The following is a 17,748-nucleotide window of genomic DNA, read 5'->3' on the forward strand; positions in this document are numbered from 1 at the left end:
AAAAATCGACCTTGGTGACAGGATCGTTTCTTACAAATTTGTTTAAAAGCTGATTTTACATGGAACAAAAAAAGTGGTACTTTTTATCTCGATGTACAAGATCTAAAGTACCACTTTTATATTTAGGAATTGTTAAGTGTAATTTATTTTTTACCATTCCATTCAGCCATAAACTCATCCAGAAAGTTGAGCATATAGTCATGACGATGTGCTGCTATTTTTTTTGCAGCCTCTGTATTCATCTTATTCTTTAACAATAATAGCTTTTCGTAGAAGTGATTGATTGTAGGAGCTTCCGAATGTTTGTACGCTTCCTTATCCTTATATTCTTGAACAGGAATGTTCGGATTATACATCTCACGGCCTTTATTACCACCAAAGCTAAACGCACGGGCAATGCCTATTGCACCGATAGCATCCAAACGATCTGCATCTTGCACGATTTCCATCTCTTTTGAATGAAATGACACTTCCCCCAAACTTGCTTTGAAAGACATATTGAAGATGATTTTCTTCACATGGTCAATGATTTCAGGTGAAATTTCTAGACTTGCCAAAAACTCTCCGGCAACACGAGGGCCTATTGTTTCATCACCATCATGGAATTTACTGTCAGCGATGTCATGTAACAGTGCCGCCAATTCGCAGACCATAACATCCGCTTCTTCATCTTCTAAAATTAACTTCGTATTGTTCCATACGCGTTGAATATGCGACCAATCGTGGCCTGCTTCTGCAAATTTCAATCGATCTTGCACAAATGCTACTGTGCGCTCAATAATGTTATTCATACAATACTTTTGTTTTTTCGCGAGTACCCTCGTATAATTCGTATTCTAATAATCTACAATCTAATTTACCATTATAAAATTCTATGCGTCGGGACGCACGTAGCCCGATTTTCTTTGCCAGATCTGGATTTCCGGTAAATATATAGCCTCTATAACCTTTGCACTCCTGTTTCATGAAATCCCCCATACGCTTATAGGTAATCTCTAACTTGCTGTGCGTGCCCAGACGTTCACCGTATTCAGGATTGAATAAAATGACACCACCTTCTTTAGGAACGTGTGTTTCGGCAAAATCGCATACTTCAAACGAAATTAATTGCTCCACACCAGCAGTTCTTGCATTCATCTTTGAGACGTTGATTGCCTCCTCTGAAATATCGCTTGCAATAATTTGTGGAGCCGCTTTTTTATTGATCTGATCTTTGAGTAGTCGGCGCTCCTGGAAGAAAACTGTTTCATCATAACCGATGAAATGCATAAATGAATAGTTCATGCGCAGCAACCCTGGTTTTCTGTTTGTTGCTATCAGTGCCGCCTCAATGGCTAAAGTTCCGGATCCACACATCGGATTTACAAAAGGTGAATTACCATCCCATTTGGAAGCAATAATTGTTGAGGCTGCAAGAGCTTCCAGCATTGGCGCTTTTCCAGGGATCTTACGGTAACCATGTTTTGCCAGTGTCTCGCCTGAGGTATCGAGAAAAATTTCAGCACGGTCATCTTTCCAGTACAAGTGGACAACCGCTTTATTATTGTCCGGACCTGAATTAGGGCGCAGACCTTTTTTTTCCTTTATACGGTCCACAATTGCATCCTTAACCTTTACGTTTGCAAATAAAGGCGTGCTGATTGTCTCATTATCAACATTAGAGCTGACAGAGAAATATCCGTCAAATTGAATAAGTTCTTCCCAGGCAATTTTACTCAATTCTTCATAGAGCTCCGTCGGATTATTGGCTGTAAACTCCTTTAACGAATACAAAATCTGAGAGGCTGTGCGTAGGTTCAGATTAAGCTTGATCGTATCGTTTATACTGACCTTTAATTCTACGCCTGTAGGGAATGCCCTGACAATGTCAAAACCTAACTCTTTAACTTCCTGTTGCAAATAAGGTGATAAGCGCTTATTGCACGTTATAATAACTTTATTGGGGGTGTTGAAAACTTCCATCATATTTTGTACAAAGTTAATTAAACTCTTCCTCAAAAATTGCTTAATTTTACGCTTTAATATTTATTTTTTTGATTATGGAAATTAGAGGAAAAGTACACGAGATAGGAGCGACACAACAAGTGACAGAATCATTCAAAAAACGCGATATGATTGTAGCTTATGCCGAAAACCCACAATTTGTTGAGTATATCCGTTTTGAGGCAACACAAGACAGAACGTCAATTTTTGATAACCTTGCAATTGGTGAAGAGGTAGAAGTATCTTTTAATCTTCGTGGTCGTCCTTGGACTAATAAAGATGGCGTAACAACTTATTTCAATTCATTAGTAGCATGGCGTGTTACAAAATTAGGTAATGCTGCTCCAGCTCCATCTTCTCCAGGTTACGCAGATATGCCTGCCCCTGTAGATTTGGCGGGTTCATCAGATGATGACGATCTACCATTTTAATCTGAATAGGATTGTATAGCCTATCGCCACGCGGTAGCAAATAGATTATTTAAACTGTTCGCAATACAGTTATTTACGATAGAAAGGCTTCCTCAAGAAGCCTTTTTTCTTTGGAATCCAGTAGGCGTGCCTGATTTTTCTTGGCGCTGAAATTGCTTGCTATATGGTATCGTACATCAAAAACAACAGATATGAAATTAACCGTATTGTTCTCTTGCTTAGCAATGATTTCGCTAAGTGCATGTAATCAAACCTCAAAAGATAGTCAGCATACAACCGCAGATTCCACTGCACATGAGACTGTGGCGGTGGATACTGCCCATACATCTCAGAATTCGTTGGATTGGGCCGGTACCTATGAAGCTACTATTCCCTGTGCTGATTGTGAAGGTATCAAAACAAATATCACCTTAAAAAATGATAATACCTTTGCCATCGTCAGTGAATATATTAATAAAAATACCAAGGTCGAAGATAGTGGTAAAGTCATGTGGCACGACAACGGATCCGTTGTTCATCTCACAGGGAAGGAAACAAATATGAAACTGAAGGTGGGTGAAAACAAGCTGATTGGGCTAGATCAGGAAGGCCATGCGATTGAAGGCCCCAATGCGCATCTTTATGTATACAATAAGGTCGAAGGCGAGAAATTGTAAAACGAAGCTCCGATAACGGAATTAGCCACTGATGTATTTACCGTATGGAACTTTTCGTAATAAATAGGTCAGTAGGGCGCTAGCCAACAACGTGAGCACCGTTGCTGCCGGGATTTTCCACAAAGTGGATAAAGGAAGCAAAGGATGAATATAATTGAGCAGCAAAATATGGCAAAGGTAAATGCCAAAGCTGTGGATGTCGATAAATTCCCAGAAGGCGTTGAGTTGTTCTGGGAGCTTAAGGCCTTGCACGAAGACGAATAAAAAGCCTGCACTCAATGCGATGTTGGGGGAAAGATAGTTGTAAAGTGTCGGATCAAATTCACCTCGGGAGCTACTTAGATAATATGTCCCCGATGCTGTAATTAAACAGCAGATCAGAAAAAATGTAAAACTTGACAATTTTACCATTGGGATAGGGTAATTACGTAAGTAATGGCCCAAGACCAAATAGCCTGCATAACCCGAGAAAAAGGTCAGGTCAAAATTAGGTAGGTAACTATTGAACCATTTATTCGTAAAAAATAACGCTGCAAACCACAATCCCAAAAAGATCTCAAGCTCTCTCTTACTGCAGTTGCCCACAATTTTGCGTATGAAAGGAACTGCAAGGTAGAGCCCAAGTATCATATATAGGTACCAAAGGTGCGCATTCGTTCCTGACTTTAAGCGAATTAACACAATGTTGATAACTTGTGGAAAACCGATATAGTCAAAATCGATATAACGGACAAAATAATAGAAAAGATAGACGATGCTCCAAAAAAGAAAAGGCGGGACAATTTTCAATAAACGTTTCCGATAAAATTGTCCCGTACTTTCGTCTTTCTGCAACAGGAGGGCACCTGAAATAACGACAAACAGGGGTACCGCAAAGCGCGAGAAGCTATTGAGCCAATTGGCATAACTCCAGTCGAATGATTCAAATTCATTGCTGTTTAAGTAGCCCGAAGAGGAATGAATCAAGATAACGAGGAATATCGCAACAATACGTAGTATACTGATATAACTTGTTCGCGCCATTTGATTATGCTGTTTTTATTGAGTTTTATTGTCGTAGACTTTCAAATATAGCAAAGTCAGGAGTGCTCCAATGCTCGCCATGCCCACACCAACGAGGGAAGGTGTATTATAAGCTAAACCCCAGGTTATTGGGATTCCACCTAAAAATGCACCTAAGGTATTCCCGAGGTTAAAGGCTGCCTGACCACCTGCTGCGGCCAATGTTGCTGCTTCTTTTGAGGCGCGGATCAACATCAGTTGTGTCGGCGAACCAATAGTGAAGGACACCAGTCCTGTAATAAAGGCTAAAGGATAGGCTGTCCAGCCCAGTGGTGATATAAAGTAGACCATCACAAGGCATATCGCCATAGCGGAGAAACTCGCGATTGCCGCTTTGGTTGGGGAGATTGTATCAGCCAGTTTTCCGCCGATAAGATTTCCGAAAAACATACCAACACCGATCAGGATCATAATCAAGGGGACACGATCAGCAGCGATGCCCGACACATTGGTCACCAAAGGCGCGATGTAGCTGATCCAGGCGAAAAGTCCACCGGTGCCTATGGCAATAATAGCCATTAATAACCAGGCAATTTTTTTGTTGAAGAAGTTTAACTGACTAAAGATATTATTTCCTTTGGCGGCCTCAATTTTTGGCATCCATGCATAAATTGCTGCAAAAGTGATTAATCCCAATATACTGATAATACCATACGTTAAACGCCATGAATAATGATGGCCTAAATAGGTGCCGAGTGGTACTCCAGCCAAATTGGCAATAGTCATTCCGGTAAACATAATGGATATAGCCTGTGCTTCTTTTCCTTTCGGAGCCAGTCTTGCTGCCACGACAGACCCAACACCAAAAAATGCTCCATGGGGAAGTCCGGCCATAAAACGGGAGAGACTAATCAAAAACTGTCCCGGTGCAATACTGAAAAGGCCATTGAAGATAAAAAAGAGCAGCATTAAAAAGAGTAATACCTTCTTCGGAGGATATTTTCCTGTAAATAGCACTAATGTTGGGGCACCTACAACGACACCCAGTGCGTAGAGTGCAATCAGGTGAGCAGCGGTAGGGATTTCGATATGAAGATCTTTGGCAATGTCAGGCAGGATGCCCATCATCGTGAATTCGGTCATTCCGATGGCAAGTCCGCCAAATGCCAAAGCGATAATTCCTTTGTTCATTGTATTTTAAGGTTGAGGTTGTACGATAATGGTACGAAGATAGTAAATAGATTGTACTAAAAATTATTGATACCTTTTTTGAGGGACACAAGTAATATTTTTAGTCTTTCTTAAGATGATCTGACGTTGATCTAACCTGCTTTCCAGTACCACCGAATCTGCAGTATGATAAACGACTTTAAAGCGGGGGATATACTGACCGGAAAGATAGCAACCTGAAATCTTCTGTTTGCCATTCTCCTTGGTATAGATACCATCGACAATGATGGAGTCTCCGCGCAAAACATAAATACCTTTTGCATGTTCTGTCCAGGAGCCATTTTTGTAACAGCTATCTGGTATGGTTTGTACTTTATTGTTGACGTGCATGGTCGCGTAAACAGAGTCACAGGTAAACTTGAAGTCGGTCAAGGTGTATTGCATCATCTGCTGCTGTCCAGGAATGCTGTCTTGGACCCATTCTCCCTGTAAAAAGGGGGCACCTTCGCTCTGCATATCCGAATTGAATTTGCAGGCTGTAAAAAAGAAAAACATACCTATGGCAAGCGCCAATAGGTATGTTTTTGTTCGTATATTTTTTATTGAAATAAAAGTCACAGCTTATTTTAAACTTCCAACCATATCTTCTGGTTTTACCCAAGCATCGAAATCTTCAGGAGTCACATAACCTAAACGCACTGCTTCTTCTTTAAGCGTAGTGCCATTTTTATGCGCTGTCTGCGCGATTTCTGCCGATTTATAATAACCAATTTTTGTGTTTAGAGCGGTTACCAGCATCAATGAGTTGTCAACCAATTCTTTGATGCGTTTGTAGTTCGGCTCAATACCAGCTGCACAGTGCTCTTCAAATGAAACACAAGCATCCCCTAATAGGCGAGCAGATTGCAAGAAGTTTGCCGCCATCAATGGTTTGAACACGTTTAGTTCATAGTGACCTTGCGTTCCACCAATCGTAATAGCCACATCATTACCCATCACTTGTGCCGCGACCATTGTCAATGCTTCACATTGCGTTGGATTAACTTTACCTGGCATAATCGATGATCCTGGTTCGTTCTCCGGGATCAGGATTTCACCGATACCTGAGCGTGGGCCAGAAGCCAACATACGGATATCGTTTGCAATTTTATTTAATGCTACAGCCAATTGCTTTAATGCACCGTGTGTTTCAACGATTGCGTCATGAGCTGCCAATGCCTCAAATTTGTTTTCAGCGGTTACGAAAGGTAGGCCTGTAAATTCGGCGATATATTTAGCAACGACAACGTCATACCCCTTTGGAGTATTTAATCCTGTCCCTACTGCAGTACCTCCCAATGCAAGTTCTGATAAATGCGAAAGTGTATTTCTTAAAGCTTTCAGACCATGGTTCAATTGTGCGACATAACCTGAAATCTCTTGACCTAAAGTCAACGGAGTAGCATCCATTAAGTGTGTACGGCCAATTTTTACGACATTTTTAAACTCTTCAGCTTTTTTAGCTAATGTGTCACGCAATTTTTCTACACCTGGAATTGTAACCTCTGCAACAGCTTTATACGCCGCGATATGCATTCCTGTAGGGAAAGTATCGTTAGATGATTGCGATTTATTTACATCATCATTTGCTTTTAACACAGGTTCGCCTTCACCGATCTTATGTCCAGCCAATACTTGTGCACGGTTTGCGACAACCTCATTTACATTCATATTGGATTGTGTACCTGAACCCGTTTGCCAGATAACCAATGGGAATTGGTCATCCAATTTGCCCGCTAAGATCTCATCACATACGGTAGCGATTGCATCACGTTTCTCTACAGGTAATACCCCCAACTCGTGGTTAGCATAAGCAGCTGCTTTTTTCAAATAAGCAAAGCCTGCGACGATTTCGTGTGGCATCGAAGCTGCCGGTCCGATTTTAAAGTTGTTGCGTGAACGCTCTGTCTGTGCACCCCAGTATTTGTCTGCAGGGACTTGAACTTCACCCATCGTGTCTTTTTCAATTCTGAATGACATAGTATGTAAGTATAAGTAAAACGTAAAAATTATAAGTATATGTGCGAAGCACCTAATACATCAATTACAAAGTTACAGGATAATACAGTAAAGAGCAAGGATTAAAGAATAAGGATTGAGAATAAAACCCAATAAGCAGATCTAAAAACCAAGACGTTTTGTTAAGGAATCATTCACATGGTGGAAAACTTGTTTCGGTTTTAATGCCCGCCAAGGTAGCTCATTCAATGCGCCACCGAAATTAATGTAATAATCTATATTCTGTTGCTGGAACTCTTCGATCACATGTTCACGGAAACCGACGCCAGCAATCCAGCCATCATCGATATCCTGAAACCATTCCTCATAGTAAGAGTCGTCTGAAGCATGAAAATTCAGTACATTCTCCCCGATTAGAATAAAATACTTGATGCCTTGACTGATCAATACATCGATAATTTCTCGCTTGAGCAACATAATATCATTGTAGATCGCATCATTCCATTCACCAATCAGCTCGATAATACAGTATTGTTTTTCATAGTCCACAAATAGTATTTTTAGATATAAGGTAAGCGAACCGAATTCGTCCCATTGTGGGTGCAAAAGAAAATTATAGATCTGCTTGTCAAAATCGAATTCGCTATAGATTGTACCATAAAATGGGGATTGTTCATCTTCAGCGGCAATGTAATAGTCCCGCCAGTTGTAATAAGGTTCGATTTCGTGCATAAAGTGGAATCTTTTTCAATTCAAACTAAGATAAATTTACGCGCATTTGCAAGTTAAATTATAGACATCATCTTCATCTGTTGAAATTAAATGTTCGGTGCCCTTATCGGCTGTTCTGTTGTTATTTTTTAATTTTTTACAAAGACTTCTAGCCATGGAAGACGCTGTTTCCGCCTGAAAACAAGGAAGGGAACTTTTTATTTTTAATGTAAAAATATGGGTTCAGGTGCTCGTTTAACCGAATAAACTTGCTATTTTTGATGAAGTAATTAATTGTTGAATAGTTTGTCTCATCTTCGATAATTCATGAAGATTTCCCATGCAGAAAGTATTAAACGAAATATTTTTGTAGCCGCTACATATGCTGCAGTATTGCTTCTTGGCTTGCTGTTGGGGCAAAATTATGCCGAGGAGCAGGGAAGCAACCAAAAAACAACCTTTTCGAGTCTACGCTCGAATGGCAACTCGGACAAATTACAATATCTCATTCAATTAATTGCTGAGAATTACGTTGATAATGTCAGTATAGATACCGTTCAAGACGAAGCCATTGAACATGTCGTATCCCGTTTAGATCCTTTCTCCACCTTTTTAAGGCCGAATCAAGTGCTTGCAAAGCAGGAAACGCTTGAAGGAACATTTGATGGTATCGGTGTGGAGTATTTCCGTCTGAAAGATACGCTACTTGTTGTTGGAATGGTTGCTGCTGGTCCCGCTGAAAAAGCAGGTATGCGTATCGGCGACCGCATTTTAAAGATCGGGAATAAGGATCTTGTCGGAAGAAAGGTAACCGATTCCGAAATTGAAAGGTTAATCCGTGGAAAGAAAGGAACAGCTGTATTGATTGCTATTCAACGTAATGGAGTGGTAATGGCCAATCCAATAAAAGTCATTCGCGATCAGGTAAATGTTTCCAGCTTAGATGCATCCTATATGATCGCTCCGAAAACAGCTTATGTGAAAATTCGGAGATTTGGGCATAAGACAGCAGACGAATTCAGACAGTCGCTCATAGATTTACGGAAAAGTGGGGCGCAGGATCTTATTTTGGATCTGCGTAACAATGGTGGTGGATTTGTCCATACGGCGATTGATCTGGCGGGGCAATTTTTTAAAGAAAAAAGATTGTTGATGTATACCGAGGGTGCCAATGAGCTGCGCCAGGATTTCTATTCGGAGAAAGCTGGCGATTTTGGTGATGGCCGTGTCATTGTGCTAATCAATGAAAGTACGGCATCAGCAAGCGAAATCTTGAGCGGTGCTCTTCAGGATCTGGATCGGGCAACGATTGTCGGCCGCAGGTCCTATGGTAAAGGCTTAGTACAAGAACAATTTGACTTTTCGGATGGCTCTGCAATCAATCTGACTGTAGCTCGCTACTATACCCCTCTTGGAAGATGCATTCAGCGAAAATACACACGCGCCAATTTTGATGCTGCGAAATACATGACAGGCTTCGATTTATGGACGATGGACACTGAATTCAGCCAAAAAGAAATGTTTACCACCAGCAAAGGGAAACTTGTTTTTGGTGGTGGTGGTATTCTTCCGGATGTTACTATTCCGATTGACACCAACGAAACCAGTGCCAAATACCGCGAGATATTTCATTCCAATGCGATCGAAGAATTTGTTTATGATCGCTTCACGAAACATTTGCCCGCATATTCTATCGAGAATTTTATTAGCGGTTACCACTTACCGACAACAGAATTTGATCTATTTATTTCATATCTCAACAGTCAGAAGCGGATTTCGGTCACCGCCAAAGAAGCAAAAAACTTACATGATTTGATTCAATCCGATATCGAGGCCTTGGTCGGTCGCTATTATTTTGGTCGTGAAGCATATTACAAAATCAAAAACCGAAGGGATAAATTTATTGAAATAGGTCTTAAAACATTGGGTTATCAGATGCCTAAGGTTTAAGCCTAAGATCAGACCACACGGGGTAATGATCCGATAATTTCTGTTTGACAATCTGATAATTCATTACCTGAAATTTCTGGCTAGCAAAAATATAGTCGATCTGAAAGATCGGAAGCAGGGCATGATGGGTTACTCCCCAGCCATTACCTTTCTCCTTAAATGCATTATACAGCCTGTCTCCAATTAGATTGACCGAGTAGCTCATTGGCGTATCGTTGAAATCACCTACGGCAATATAAGGATATTGACATTCATTCATGTGCTTCTTTAACGAATGCGCCTGTTCGCTGCGTAGCTCGAAGGCATTCTTAAGTTTGCGGCTCAATTTACGGGTCCTCGAATTATCCGATTCATTATTATTGGACAGGTTTTGGATAAATTCCTTGTCTTCATTTTGCAGCGCAAAAGAACGTAGATGTATATTGTAGATGCGGATCAGGGTGTCCTGTTTTTTGATATCAACATAACTAATCCGGTTGATTCCGTAATCGTTGTCTCTGATGGTTCCTGAATCATAGATCGGGAAACGCGAAAGAACAGCCATTCCATACGCCTCATAATCGTTTTTAGAGCTCGGTTCAAAGAAAAAATAGTCATATCCCAATTTATCTTTGAATTCCTCAGAGAAAACATGTTTTCCCTTAATCTTGCTAATATATTCCTGAAAGCAGATCACATCAGGAGAGATGCTGTCAATAATGCGGACAACGTCGGCTTTAAAGTTCTTTTTCTCATCGTTTACCTTCTTGAACAGATGAGCATTGAAAGTCATGATGCGAAGCGTACGTACCTCCGATGATACAGGGGCATTCTCTTTGCGAATATTCCAATGCTTAGTTAAAAAAGGCCATCCAATGAGGATTGTAACGAGTGAATAAAGTGCAATTTTTCGTTTGCGGAGTAGCCAGTAAAAGATAAATCCAATATTGATAAGGAGAATTGGAAGGTAGCCCAGGCCCATAAATGCAATTGGCCAAAAGGATTTGGGATTAATGAAGGTAGCCGAATAGCTCATAAGCAATGCAACGATCGCAAGCATATTTGCCAGGAACATTGTTTTACTTATAAAGCCCAGTTTTCTTCTTAAAAATGTCCTTTTATCCATCAACCTTGTCACCACTATTGCTTGCCCTAAAGAGCGTTTCTTTTTCATGGTTCGTTAGACTGTCGTAGCCAGAAACAGAAATTTTATCTAAGATAGCATCGATTTCGTCCTGATTGGGTAAGTCATAACGATGTTTCCGATTTGTCGGAATATTGTTACCTACAACGACTTTCATTTTTGCAGGCTTCTGTTGTTTTTTCTGAAAAATCGTAGACCAGTCCATTCCCGATTTTAGCGCATAAGTGAATCCCATTCCAAAAAGTATAACTGCAAAATACGAAATGGCAGCAGGTCGATTGGTCATCGTAAGGGTAAGGAATTCCAATCCAAAATAAATAATAGCCACTAATTTTAGCTTAACAGTACCAATAAGGAGAAAGCGTAATTCGTACTTGGGAACCAAAGTCACAATCGCGGCTAATACCGCTGCCAGGGGAAGAGAACCTCCCATAAGCTGTAAGTTACTTGGCATGGGAATAAGTGACCCAAAGCCCATATAGAGCACGCTGCCGAGCAGCCATGAGGCGATATAGACAAATAGAAATTGCCGTTTGTTTAAGAAGGTAAAGAAGATCTGACCGACCCAATAGAGCCAGAGACTATCAAAAAGTATGGTCCAGAGCTTGACGTAAACGAAATTCGATGTAACCAATGACCAGGGTTGTGCAATAAAGCTTGAGAAATTACTCGGTAAACTTAATAGACGCACCGTAGGTTCCAAAAAGCTTTGTGGTACAATTTTTAATTCGAAGAGCAGGTCTAAAAAATAAATGAGGACAAATAAACAGACCTGAATACTGATCACCAAAGGTACGGGCGAGCCAGTTTTATAGGTTTGTCTCCAAAAATCTTTTAAACCGATGTTATTCATTGCGCACGATATTAATAAATTCCTTTTCTAATCTTCCACAGTTTAAGCAGTAGATAGCCAAATAGTGCACCACCGACATGAGCCAGGTGAGCCACAGAATCCCCTGGTCTAGACAAACTCATATAAATTTCGATGAGAATGAATCCACCGATCATATACTTTGCTTTGACTGGTACAGGAATAAACAAAAATTGAAGCGGTATGTTTGGAAAAAGGTAGGCAAATGCTAATAGAACACCATAAATGGCTCCTGAGGCCCCCAACATCGGAATGAGGTAGGTTAGTGCTTCATTATTTCCGGTATTGGCCATGGCAATAAGTTCGTTTCCGCTTATGCCGTGAAGTGGAGCGAAAGAACCTGTCGCATTATAGAGTTGTATACCATTTACAGCTGTATAAAGAAACCAGGCACCGATTCCCGAAACCAGGTAGAAATTTAAAAAACGTTTTGAACCAAGGACCTGCTCAATCATAGGACCGAACATGACCAGGGAAAACATATTGAAGAAGATATGGCTAATATTGTTCTTGTCGTGCATAAACATATGCGTGATCACCTGCCAAATTTTAAAATAAGGGGAGTCCGGATAATAGACCGCAAGATAATCATATGCTACAGGTACAAGTTGTGATCCAATATAAAATATGATATTGATGATCAATAAATTCTTGATAACAGGTGTCAGTTGTGGAAACATATATTTTATCTTCTAATTTTTGCCAAATTTTTCCGCTAATTCTTGCAATGTAAATGTTACAATCACAGGGTTGCCATAGATGGAGATATTGGGTGAGTGACAGGCAAATAGTCTGTCCACAAGCTCTGCCATTGCTGTATTGTCCAACGCGGTACCAGGTTTAATGGCCGCATTACGGGCAAGGCTTTTTGCAAGATTTTCGCGCTTAGCGAGCTTATACTCAGATTGATTGTTTTTGTAATCCTCCAATATTTTCTCAATCATCTTTATTTCGTCGAATCCTGTCCCTAAGTCTGCAGGAATTCCGTCAATAATATAGGAATTTTTTCCAAATTCACGAATTTGAAAGCCTAAGCCATTGATGTCCTCCAAAAGGTCTTTCATTAATTCATTATCTGCAGCATTTAGGTCCAAAGTCTGTGGAAACAAACTTTGCTGACTCAGCCCTTTATGTTGGTCCAGTTGCGCAAGAAATTGCTCAAAGAGAATACGTTCATGTGCAGCCTGTTGATCAATTAGAATAAATCCAGAGTGAATCTGAGAGACAATATATTTATTATGGAGCTGAAAAAAGAGCTTTGAGGATGACTTATCTTCGACCTGAATGACCTGTGAGCTATCCGTATGCAATTCCGGCTCCGCATGCAATGGCAGCTGAACAGATTCCTCCTCTTCGACGATTTGGTACAGGGAATCCCAATTGCTAGGTATGCCACCTGTTTTCTTGTTAAGTCCTTCAGCGTAGCTTTCTGAACGGGTGTAGCTCGAATTGGATTTCGATTTGTCTGTATCAAATGGATTGAAGTCTGGATTAAAAGTTACCGTTGGAACGATGATTTCATCTAATGCCTTTTTTGTAATAAGATTGGTGAAGCTTGTTTCCTGTTCAAAATCCAAAGATGGCATGATATTGTACCGTCCCAACGATCTTTTTACGGCTGAACGGATAATGGCGTAAATAGCCTTATCGTCTTCATACTTAATTTCGGTCTTGGTAGGGTGTACGTTGATATCGATGCGTGCAGGATCTATGTCGATAAATAATACATAGAAAGGGAATGTTTCGGCCTGTAAAATATCTTCATAAGCATTCATGACTGCATGGTGCAGGTATGGATCACGTACAAAGCGTTTGTTGACAAAGAAAAACTGTTCACCACGTGTTTTTTTTGCAAATTCAGGTTTCCCAACAAAACCTTCTACCTTGATGATGGACGTATCTTCTTCCACAGGGACAAGTCGCTGATTGTAATTGTTGCCAAAAATATGGACAATACGTTGTTTCAGCGTCTCAGCCGGCAAATGGTAGATCTCATTTCCGTCGCTATGTAAGGTTAGGAAAATCTGTGGATTTGATAAAGCAATACGTTGAAATTCATCAATGATATGACGCATTTCTACCGAGTTGCTCTTTAGGAAGTTTCTCCGTGCAGGAATATTGTAAAAAAGATTTTTAACTAAAATATTTGTCCCGGCAGCAACAGCTTCCGGGTATTGGTTGACAACTTTTGATCCCTCTATCTCAACAACTGTACCCAGTTCATCTTCAATGCGGCGTGTTTTGAGCTCTACCTGTGCAATCGCAGCAATGGATGCCATTGCTTCACCACGGAAACCCATCGTACGGATAGCGAATAAGTCTTCAGCCTTACGAATTTTCGATGTTGCGTGACGTTCAAAACAAAGACGAGCATCAGTTACGCTCATGCCACAGCCATTGTCAATGACCTGGATCAATGACTTGCCTGCATCTTTAACAATAAGTTTTATTTTGTCAGCTCCAGCATCAATAGCATTCTCAATCAATTCTTTAATGGCAGACGCTGGTCGCTGCACCACTTCTCCCGCCGCAATCTGATTAGCAACATTATCTGGAAGTAATTGAATAATATCCGACATATAATACAAAGTTAAGAAATATCCATATTTACAGCGTATAAACACTGATGAAAATCAACTGGACATTCCGTATGTTCTTTAAAAGCAAAAACCTTTAATGTGTTCATTTATACAAATGAAATGGATGGCATTGATAAATAGTTGCGCCCTATTCCTCGGCCGTCAAAGTCAGTGTGCGATATCTATTGCCCCATGTAAGACAAAGCTCAAGGAGTTGGAAAACATTCCTGCGCAATAACCGAGCCATCCCGAGCAAACAGCAGTCACGAAATATAATACTTCGCGGCTGCCGTTTCAAAGGCATTACATTTCCAATTTTAAGAAACGTGCTGTTTCGCTTTTATTATTTTTAATTAAGTTTTCAGGTGTTCCTTCAAATAGAACCTGCCCGCCGTCTTTGCCACCCTCGGGACCGATATCAATGACCCAATCGGCCGATTTAACGACATCAAGGTTATGCTCAATAATCAAAATGGTATTCCCGCGCTCGACCAGACGATTGATAACGCCCATAAGGACATTGACATCTTCAAAGTGAAGACCTGTTGTCGGTTCATCAAGGATATAGAATGTATTTCCAGTGTCTTTTTTAGAAAGTTCAGTAGCCAATTTTACCCGTTGTGCCTCACCCCCCGATAAGGTTGTGGAGGACTGTCCTAAGGTGATATAACCCAAACCTACATCCTGCAGTGTTTTGATCTTTCGGTAAATACTCGGTACATTTTCGAAGAAATCCACAGCATCGTTGATGCTCATATCAAGTACATCGGAAATGGATTTTCCTTTGTAGCGTACCTCTAAAGTTTCTCGGTTGTAGCGTTTTCCGTGACATGTTTCACAAGGAACCTGTACATCGGGAAGGAAATTCATTTCGATGACTTTCAGCCCGGCTCCCTGACAGGTTTCACAACGACCACCTTTGACGTTAAAGGAAAATCTTCCTGGTTTATAGCCTCTGATCTTAGCTTCTGGAAGTTGAACAAACAAAGTTCTGATATCCGAAAATACACCGGTATAGGTCGAAGGGTTGGACCGTGGTGTACGGCCGATAGGACTTTGGTCGATCTCGATGACTTTGTCAATATGTTCTAACCCTTCAATTTTTTTGAAAGGAAGTGGAATTGCTTTGGCTCTGAAAAAATGTTTATTCAAAATCGGGTATAAAGTACCTGTGATTAGGCTTGATTTACCCGAACCTGAAACACCCGATACAACAATGAGTTTTCCTAATGGAAAAGAGACAGACAGATTTTTTAAGTTATGTCCGGTTGCTCCATGTAATGACAATGTTTTTCCATTGCCCTCACGGCGTTTCTCGGGAATCTTAACCTCTTTTGTCCCGTTGAGGTAAGCTGCTGTTAAAGAGTTCGATTTTAGGATTTCTGTTGGTGTACCTTCGGCAACCACAGTCCCACCATGAACGCCTGCAGCAGGTCCCATGTCGATAACATGGTCGGCATGTAGGATCATGTCTTTGTCATGTTCCACAACAAGGACCGAATTGCCAATATCGCGTAGGTTTTTAAGCGCATTGATCAAACGTTCGTTATCCCGCTGATGGAGCCCAATACTCGGTTCATCCAGAATATAAAGTACATTCACCAGTTGGGAACCAATCTGTGTGGCCAAACGGATCCGCTGTGCTTCACCACCCGAAAGTGTTTTAGCTGTACGGTCCAAGGTCAAGTAATTTAGGCCGACATCCAGCAGGAAGCCTAAACGTGCGCGGATTTCCTTTAATATCTCCGTTGCAATAATGAGCTGGCGTTCATCAAGTTTGCTTTCTACCTGATCAAACCATTCTTTGATGGATGTAATGTCCATCGTTGAGAGCTCATGGATGTTTTTATCCGCAATTTTAAAATGTAACGATTCTTTTTTCAGACGAGCTCCCGCACAGGTTGGACAGGTCACTTTCGTTCTGAAGTCATCTAAAGAAGGTGCCTCATCCGATGATTTTCCCGAAAACTCTTCCAGCATCTTAAAGATTCCTTCAAATTCAACACGATATTCACGTGTGCCATAACTTCCATAAGATACCGTGACAACGATAGGCTCTTCCTTATTGCCAAATAAAAGCTGGTCAATCTGTTCTTCAGTTAGTTTTTCAAGCGGTGTTGTAATGGTAAAATCTAATTTTTTTGCGACAGCTTTCAAGACTTCCGAAGTCCAATTTTCCCGGGTAGGTCCCAAAGGGGCCAAACCACCTTTTTGAATACTTAGTTTTTTATCCGGGATAACGGCATTCTTATCAATTTCAAAAATATAGCCCAAACCATCACATGTCGGACACGCACCGTATGGGGAATTGAATGAGAAGGTATTTGGCTGTGGCTCATCATAAGAGATCCCCGATTCGGCATCCATGAGATAACGGCTATAGAATTGCTCCTGATTATCTTTCGTGGAGACCTTGATGATACCTTTCGCTGTTTTCATCGCCTGCATCACGGAAGTTTGTAAGCGCTTTTTATCTTCACGCTCTACTTTCAGACGATCTACGACGATTTCAATATCGTGTATTTTGTAGCGGTCGACCTGCATTTTTGGAACAAGGTCCAATATTTCTCCATCCACACGTACCTTCACATAACCTTGCTTACGGATTTGTTCAAACAACTCCCGGTAGTGGCCTTTACGCCCTTTAACCACTGGTGCCAGGATGTTCAGTGCCTGTCCTTCAAACTCAGTCAAAATCCGTTCGATAACCTGATCGTCCGACATACGCTCCATTTTCTTCCCAGTCACATAGGAGAAAGCTTCTCCTGCTCGGGCAAATAGTAGACGCATAAAGTCATACACCTCAGTAATGGTTCCAACAGTGGACCTCGGGTTTTTGCTGGTGGTTTTCTGTTCAATGGAGATCACTGGACTTAAGCCCGATATCTTGTCCACATCCGGACGTTCCATGCCGCCCAAAAACTGACGGCTGTAGGCACTGAATGTCTCCATATACCGACGTTGTCCTTCGGCATAAATGGTGTCAAAAGCCAAGGAAGACTTTCCGCTGCCACTTAAACCTGTGATAACAACCAATTCATTTCTCGGAAAAGAAACATCTATATTTTTTAGATTATGCGCACGCGCTCCAAATACCTGAACTTCACTTTGTTCGCCCAAATCTGGGCTTCTTTTTACTGCCATGAAAACTCCTTAAGGTCCCGTGTTAGGGATTAAATGCAAAACATGCAAAATTACAGATTTTAAAGGAATTATGCGAGCATTTCTGACTTTTGGAACAAAATGTGATATACAAGTGATTTAAAAAAATAAT

General features: G+C 40.9%; 15 protein-coding genes. 3 read left to right on the plus strand and 12 right to left on the minus strand.

Features of this window, described 5'->3' with window-relative positions:
* Positions 1–143: 143 nt before the first annotated feature.
* Together B2O97_RS16300 and B2O97_RS16305 are read right to left on the minus strand one after the other, a co-directional pair.
* Positions 144–791: an HD domain-containing protein gene (locus tag B2O97_RS16300; protein ID WP_046673674.1), complete on the minus strand. Its 648-nt coding sequence runs from the start codon at positions 789–791 to the stop codon at positions 144–146.
* The gene (locus tag B2O97_RS16305; RefSeq protein WP_046673747.1) at positions 784–1,962 is read right to left on the minus strand and encodes a THUMP domain-containing class I SAM-dependent RNA methyltransferase; all 1,179 of its coding nucleotides are present in this window, start codon (positions 1,960–1,962) and stop codon (positions 784–786) included. Before B2O97_RS16305 ends, B2O97_RS16300 begins: the two co-directional genes overlap by 8 nt.
* Before the next feature lie 77 nt (positions 1,963–2,039).
* Here B2O97_RS16305 and B2O97_RS16310 point away from each other — a divergent pair, with 77 nt between their 5' ends.
* The gene (locus B2O97_RS16310) at positions 2,040–2,414 is read left to right on the plus strand and encodes a DUF3127 domain-containing protein (protein ID WP_070570272.1); all 375 of its coding nucleotides are present in this window, start codon (positions 2,040–2,042) and stop codon (positions 2,412–2,414) included.
* Positions 2,415–2,605: 191 nt separating this feature from the next.
* The gene (locus B2O97_RS16315; protein WP_115049384.1) at positions 2,606–3,070 is read left to right on the plus strand and encodes a copper resistance protein NlpE; all 465 of its coding nucleotides are present in this window, start codon (positions 2,606–2,608) and stop codon (positions 3,068–3,070) included.
* Positions 3,071–3,091: 21 nt separating this feature from the next.
* Here the strand turns inward: B2O97_RS16315 and B2O97_RS16320 are convergent, their stop codons facing one another.
* The 5 genes from B2O97_RS16320 to B2O97_RS16340 all read right to left on the minus strand — a co-directional run bounded on the left by B2O97_RS16320 (position 3,092) and on the right by B2O97_RS16340 (position 7,972).
* A complete protein-coding gene (locus B2O97_RS16320) occupies positions 3,092–4,093 on the minus strand; it encodes an acyltransferase (protein WP_070570270.1) in 1,002 nt (333 codons plus the stop codon).
* A 15-nt stretch (positions 4,094–4,108) separates the two neighbouring features.
* The gene (locus tag B2O97_RS16325; RefSeq protein ID WP_070570268.1) at positions 4,109–5,263 is read right to left on the minus strand and encodes an MFS transporter; all 1,155 of its coding nucleotides are present in this window, start codon (positions 5,261–5,263) and stop codon (positions 4,109–4,111) included.
* Positions 5,264–5,326: 63 nt separating this feature from the next.
* A complete protein-coding gene (locus B2O97_RS16330) occupies positions 5,327–5,815 on the minus strand; it encodes a fumarate hydratase (RefSeq protein ID WP_236560302.1) in 489 nt (162 codons plus the stop codon).
* Positions 5,816–5,863: 48 nt separating this feature from the next.
* Entirely contained in the window at positions 5,864–7,261 is a 1,398-nt protein-coding gene (fumC, locus tag B2O97_RS16335; protein WP_070570264.1) for a class II fumarate hydratase, read from the minus strand.
* 141 nt (positions 7,262–7,402) lie between these two features.
* Positions 7,403–7,972: a hypothetical protein gene (locus B2O97_RS16340; RefSeq protein ID WP_046673680.1), complete on the minus strand. Its 570-nt coding sequence runs from the start codon at positions 7,970–7,972 to the stop codon at positions 7,403–7,405.
* Positions 7,973–8,278: 306 nt separating this feature from the next.
* Between B2O97_RS16340 and B2O97_RS16345 the strand changes: the two genes are divergently transcribed.
* On the plus strand, positions 8,279–9,901 hold the full coding sequence (locus B2O97_RS16345; protein ID WP_115046468.1) for a S41 family peptidase: 1,623 nt from the start codon (positions 8,279–8,281) through the stop codon (positions 9,899–9,901).
* On the opposite strand, the gene B2O97_RS16350 is transcribed toward B2O97_RS16345, so the two are convergent.
* The 5 genes from B2O97_RS16350 to uvrA all read right to left on the minus strand — a co-directional run bounded on the left by B2O97_RS16350 (position 9,891) and on the right by uvrA (position 17,618).
* Positions 9,891–11,054: an endonuclease/exonuclease/phosphatase family protein gene (locus B2O97_RS16350; RefSeq protein ID WP_236560300.1), complete on the minus strand. Its 1,164-nt coding sequence runs from the start codon at positions 11,052–11,054 to the stop codon at positions 9,891–9,893. The two genes, B2O97_RS16345 and B2O97_RS16350, sit on opposite strands and share 11 nt — an antisense overlap.
* Positions 10,999–11,877, minus strand: a complete 879-nt coding sequence (locus B2O97_RS16355) for a rhomboid family intramembrane serine protease (protein ID WP_088163151.1) — start codon at positions 11,875–11,877, stop codon at positions 10,999–11,001. Before B2O97_RS16355 ends, B2O97_RS16350 begins: the two co-directional genes overlap by 56 nt.
* Positions 11,878–11,888: 11 nt before the next feature.
* A complete protein-coding gene (locus B2O97_RS16360) occupies positions 11,889–12,575 on the minus strand; it encodes a rhomboid family intramembrane serine protease (protein ID WP_088163150.1) in 687 nt (228 codons plus the stop codon).
* A gap of 12 nt (positions 12,576–12,587) precedes the next feature.
* Positions 12,588–14,474, minus strand: a complete 1,887-nt coding sequence (gene mutL, locus B2O97_RS16365; protein ID WP_088163149.1) for a DNA mismatch repair endonuclease MutL — start codon at positions 14,472–14,474, stop codon at positions 12,588–12,590.
* Positions 14,475–14,777: 303 nt separating this feature from the next.
* Complete coding sequence (gene uvrA, locus B2O97_RS16370; RefSeq protein WP_070570252.1) at positions 14,778–17,618, minus strand: excinuclease ABC subunit UvrA; 2,841 nt, start codon at positions 17,616–17,618, stop codon at positions 14,778–14,780.
* Positions 17,619–17,748: the final 130 nt, after the last annotated feature.

Source organism: Sphingobacterium sp. UBA865, from assembly GCF_002295765.1.
GTDB lineage: Bacteria > Bacteroidota > Bacteroidia > Sphingobacteriales > Sphingobacteriaceae > Sphingobacterium > Sphingobacterium multivorum.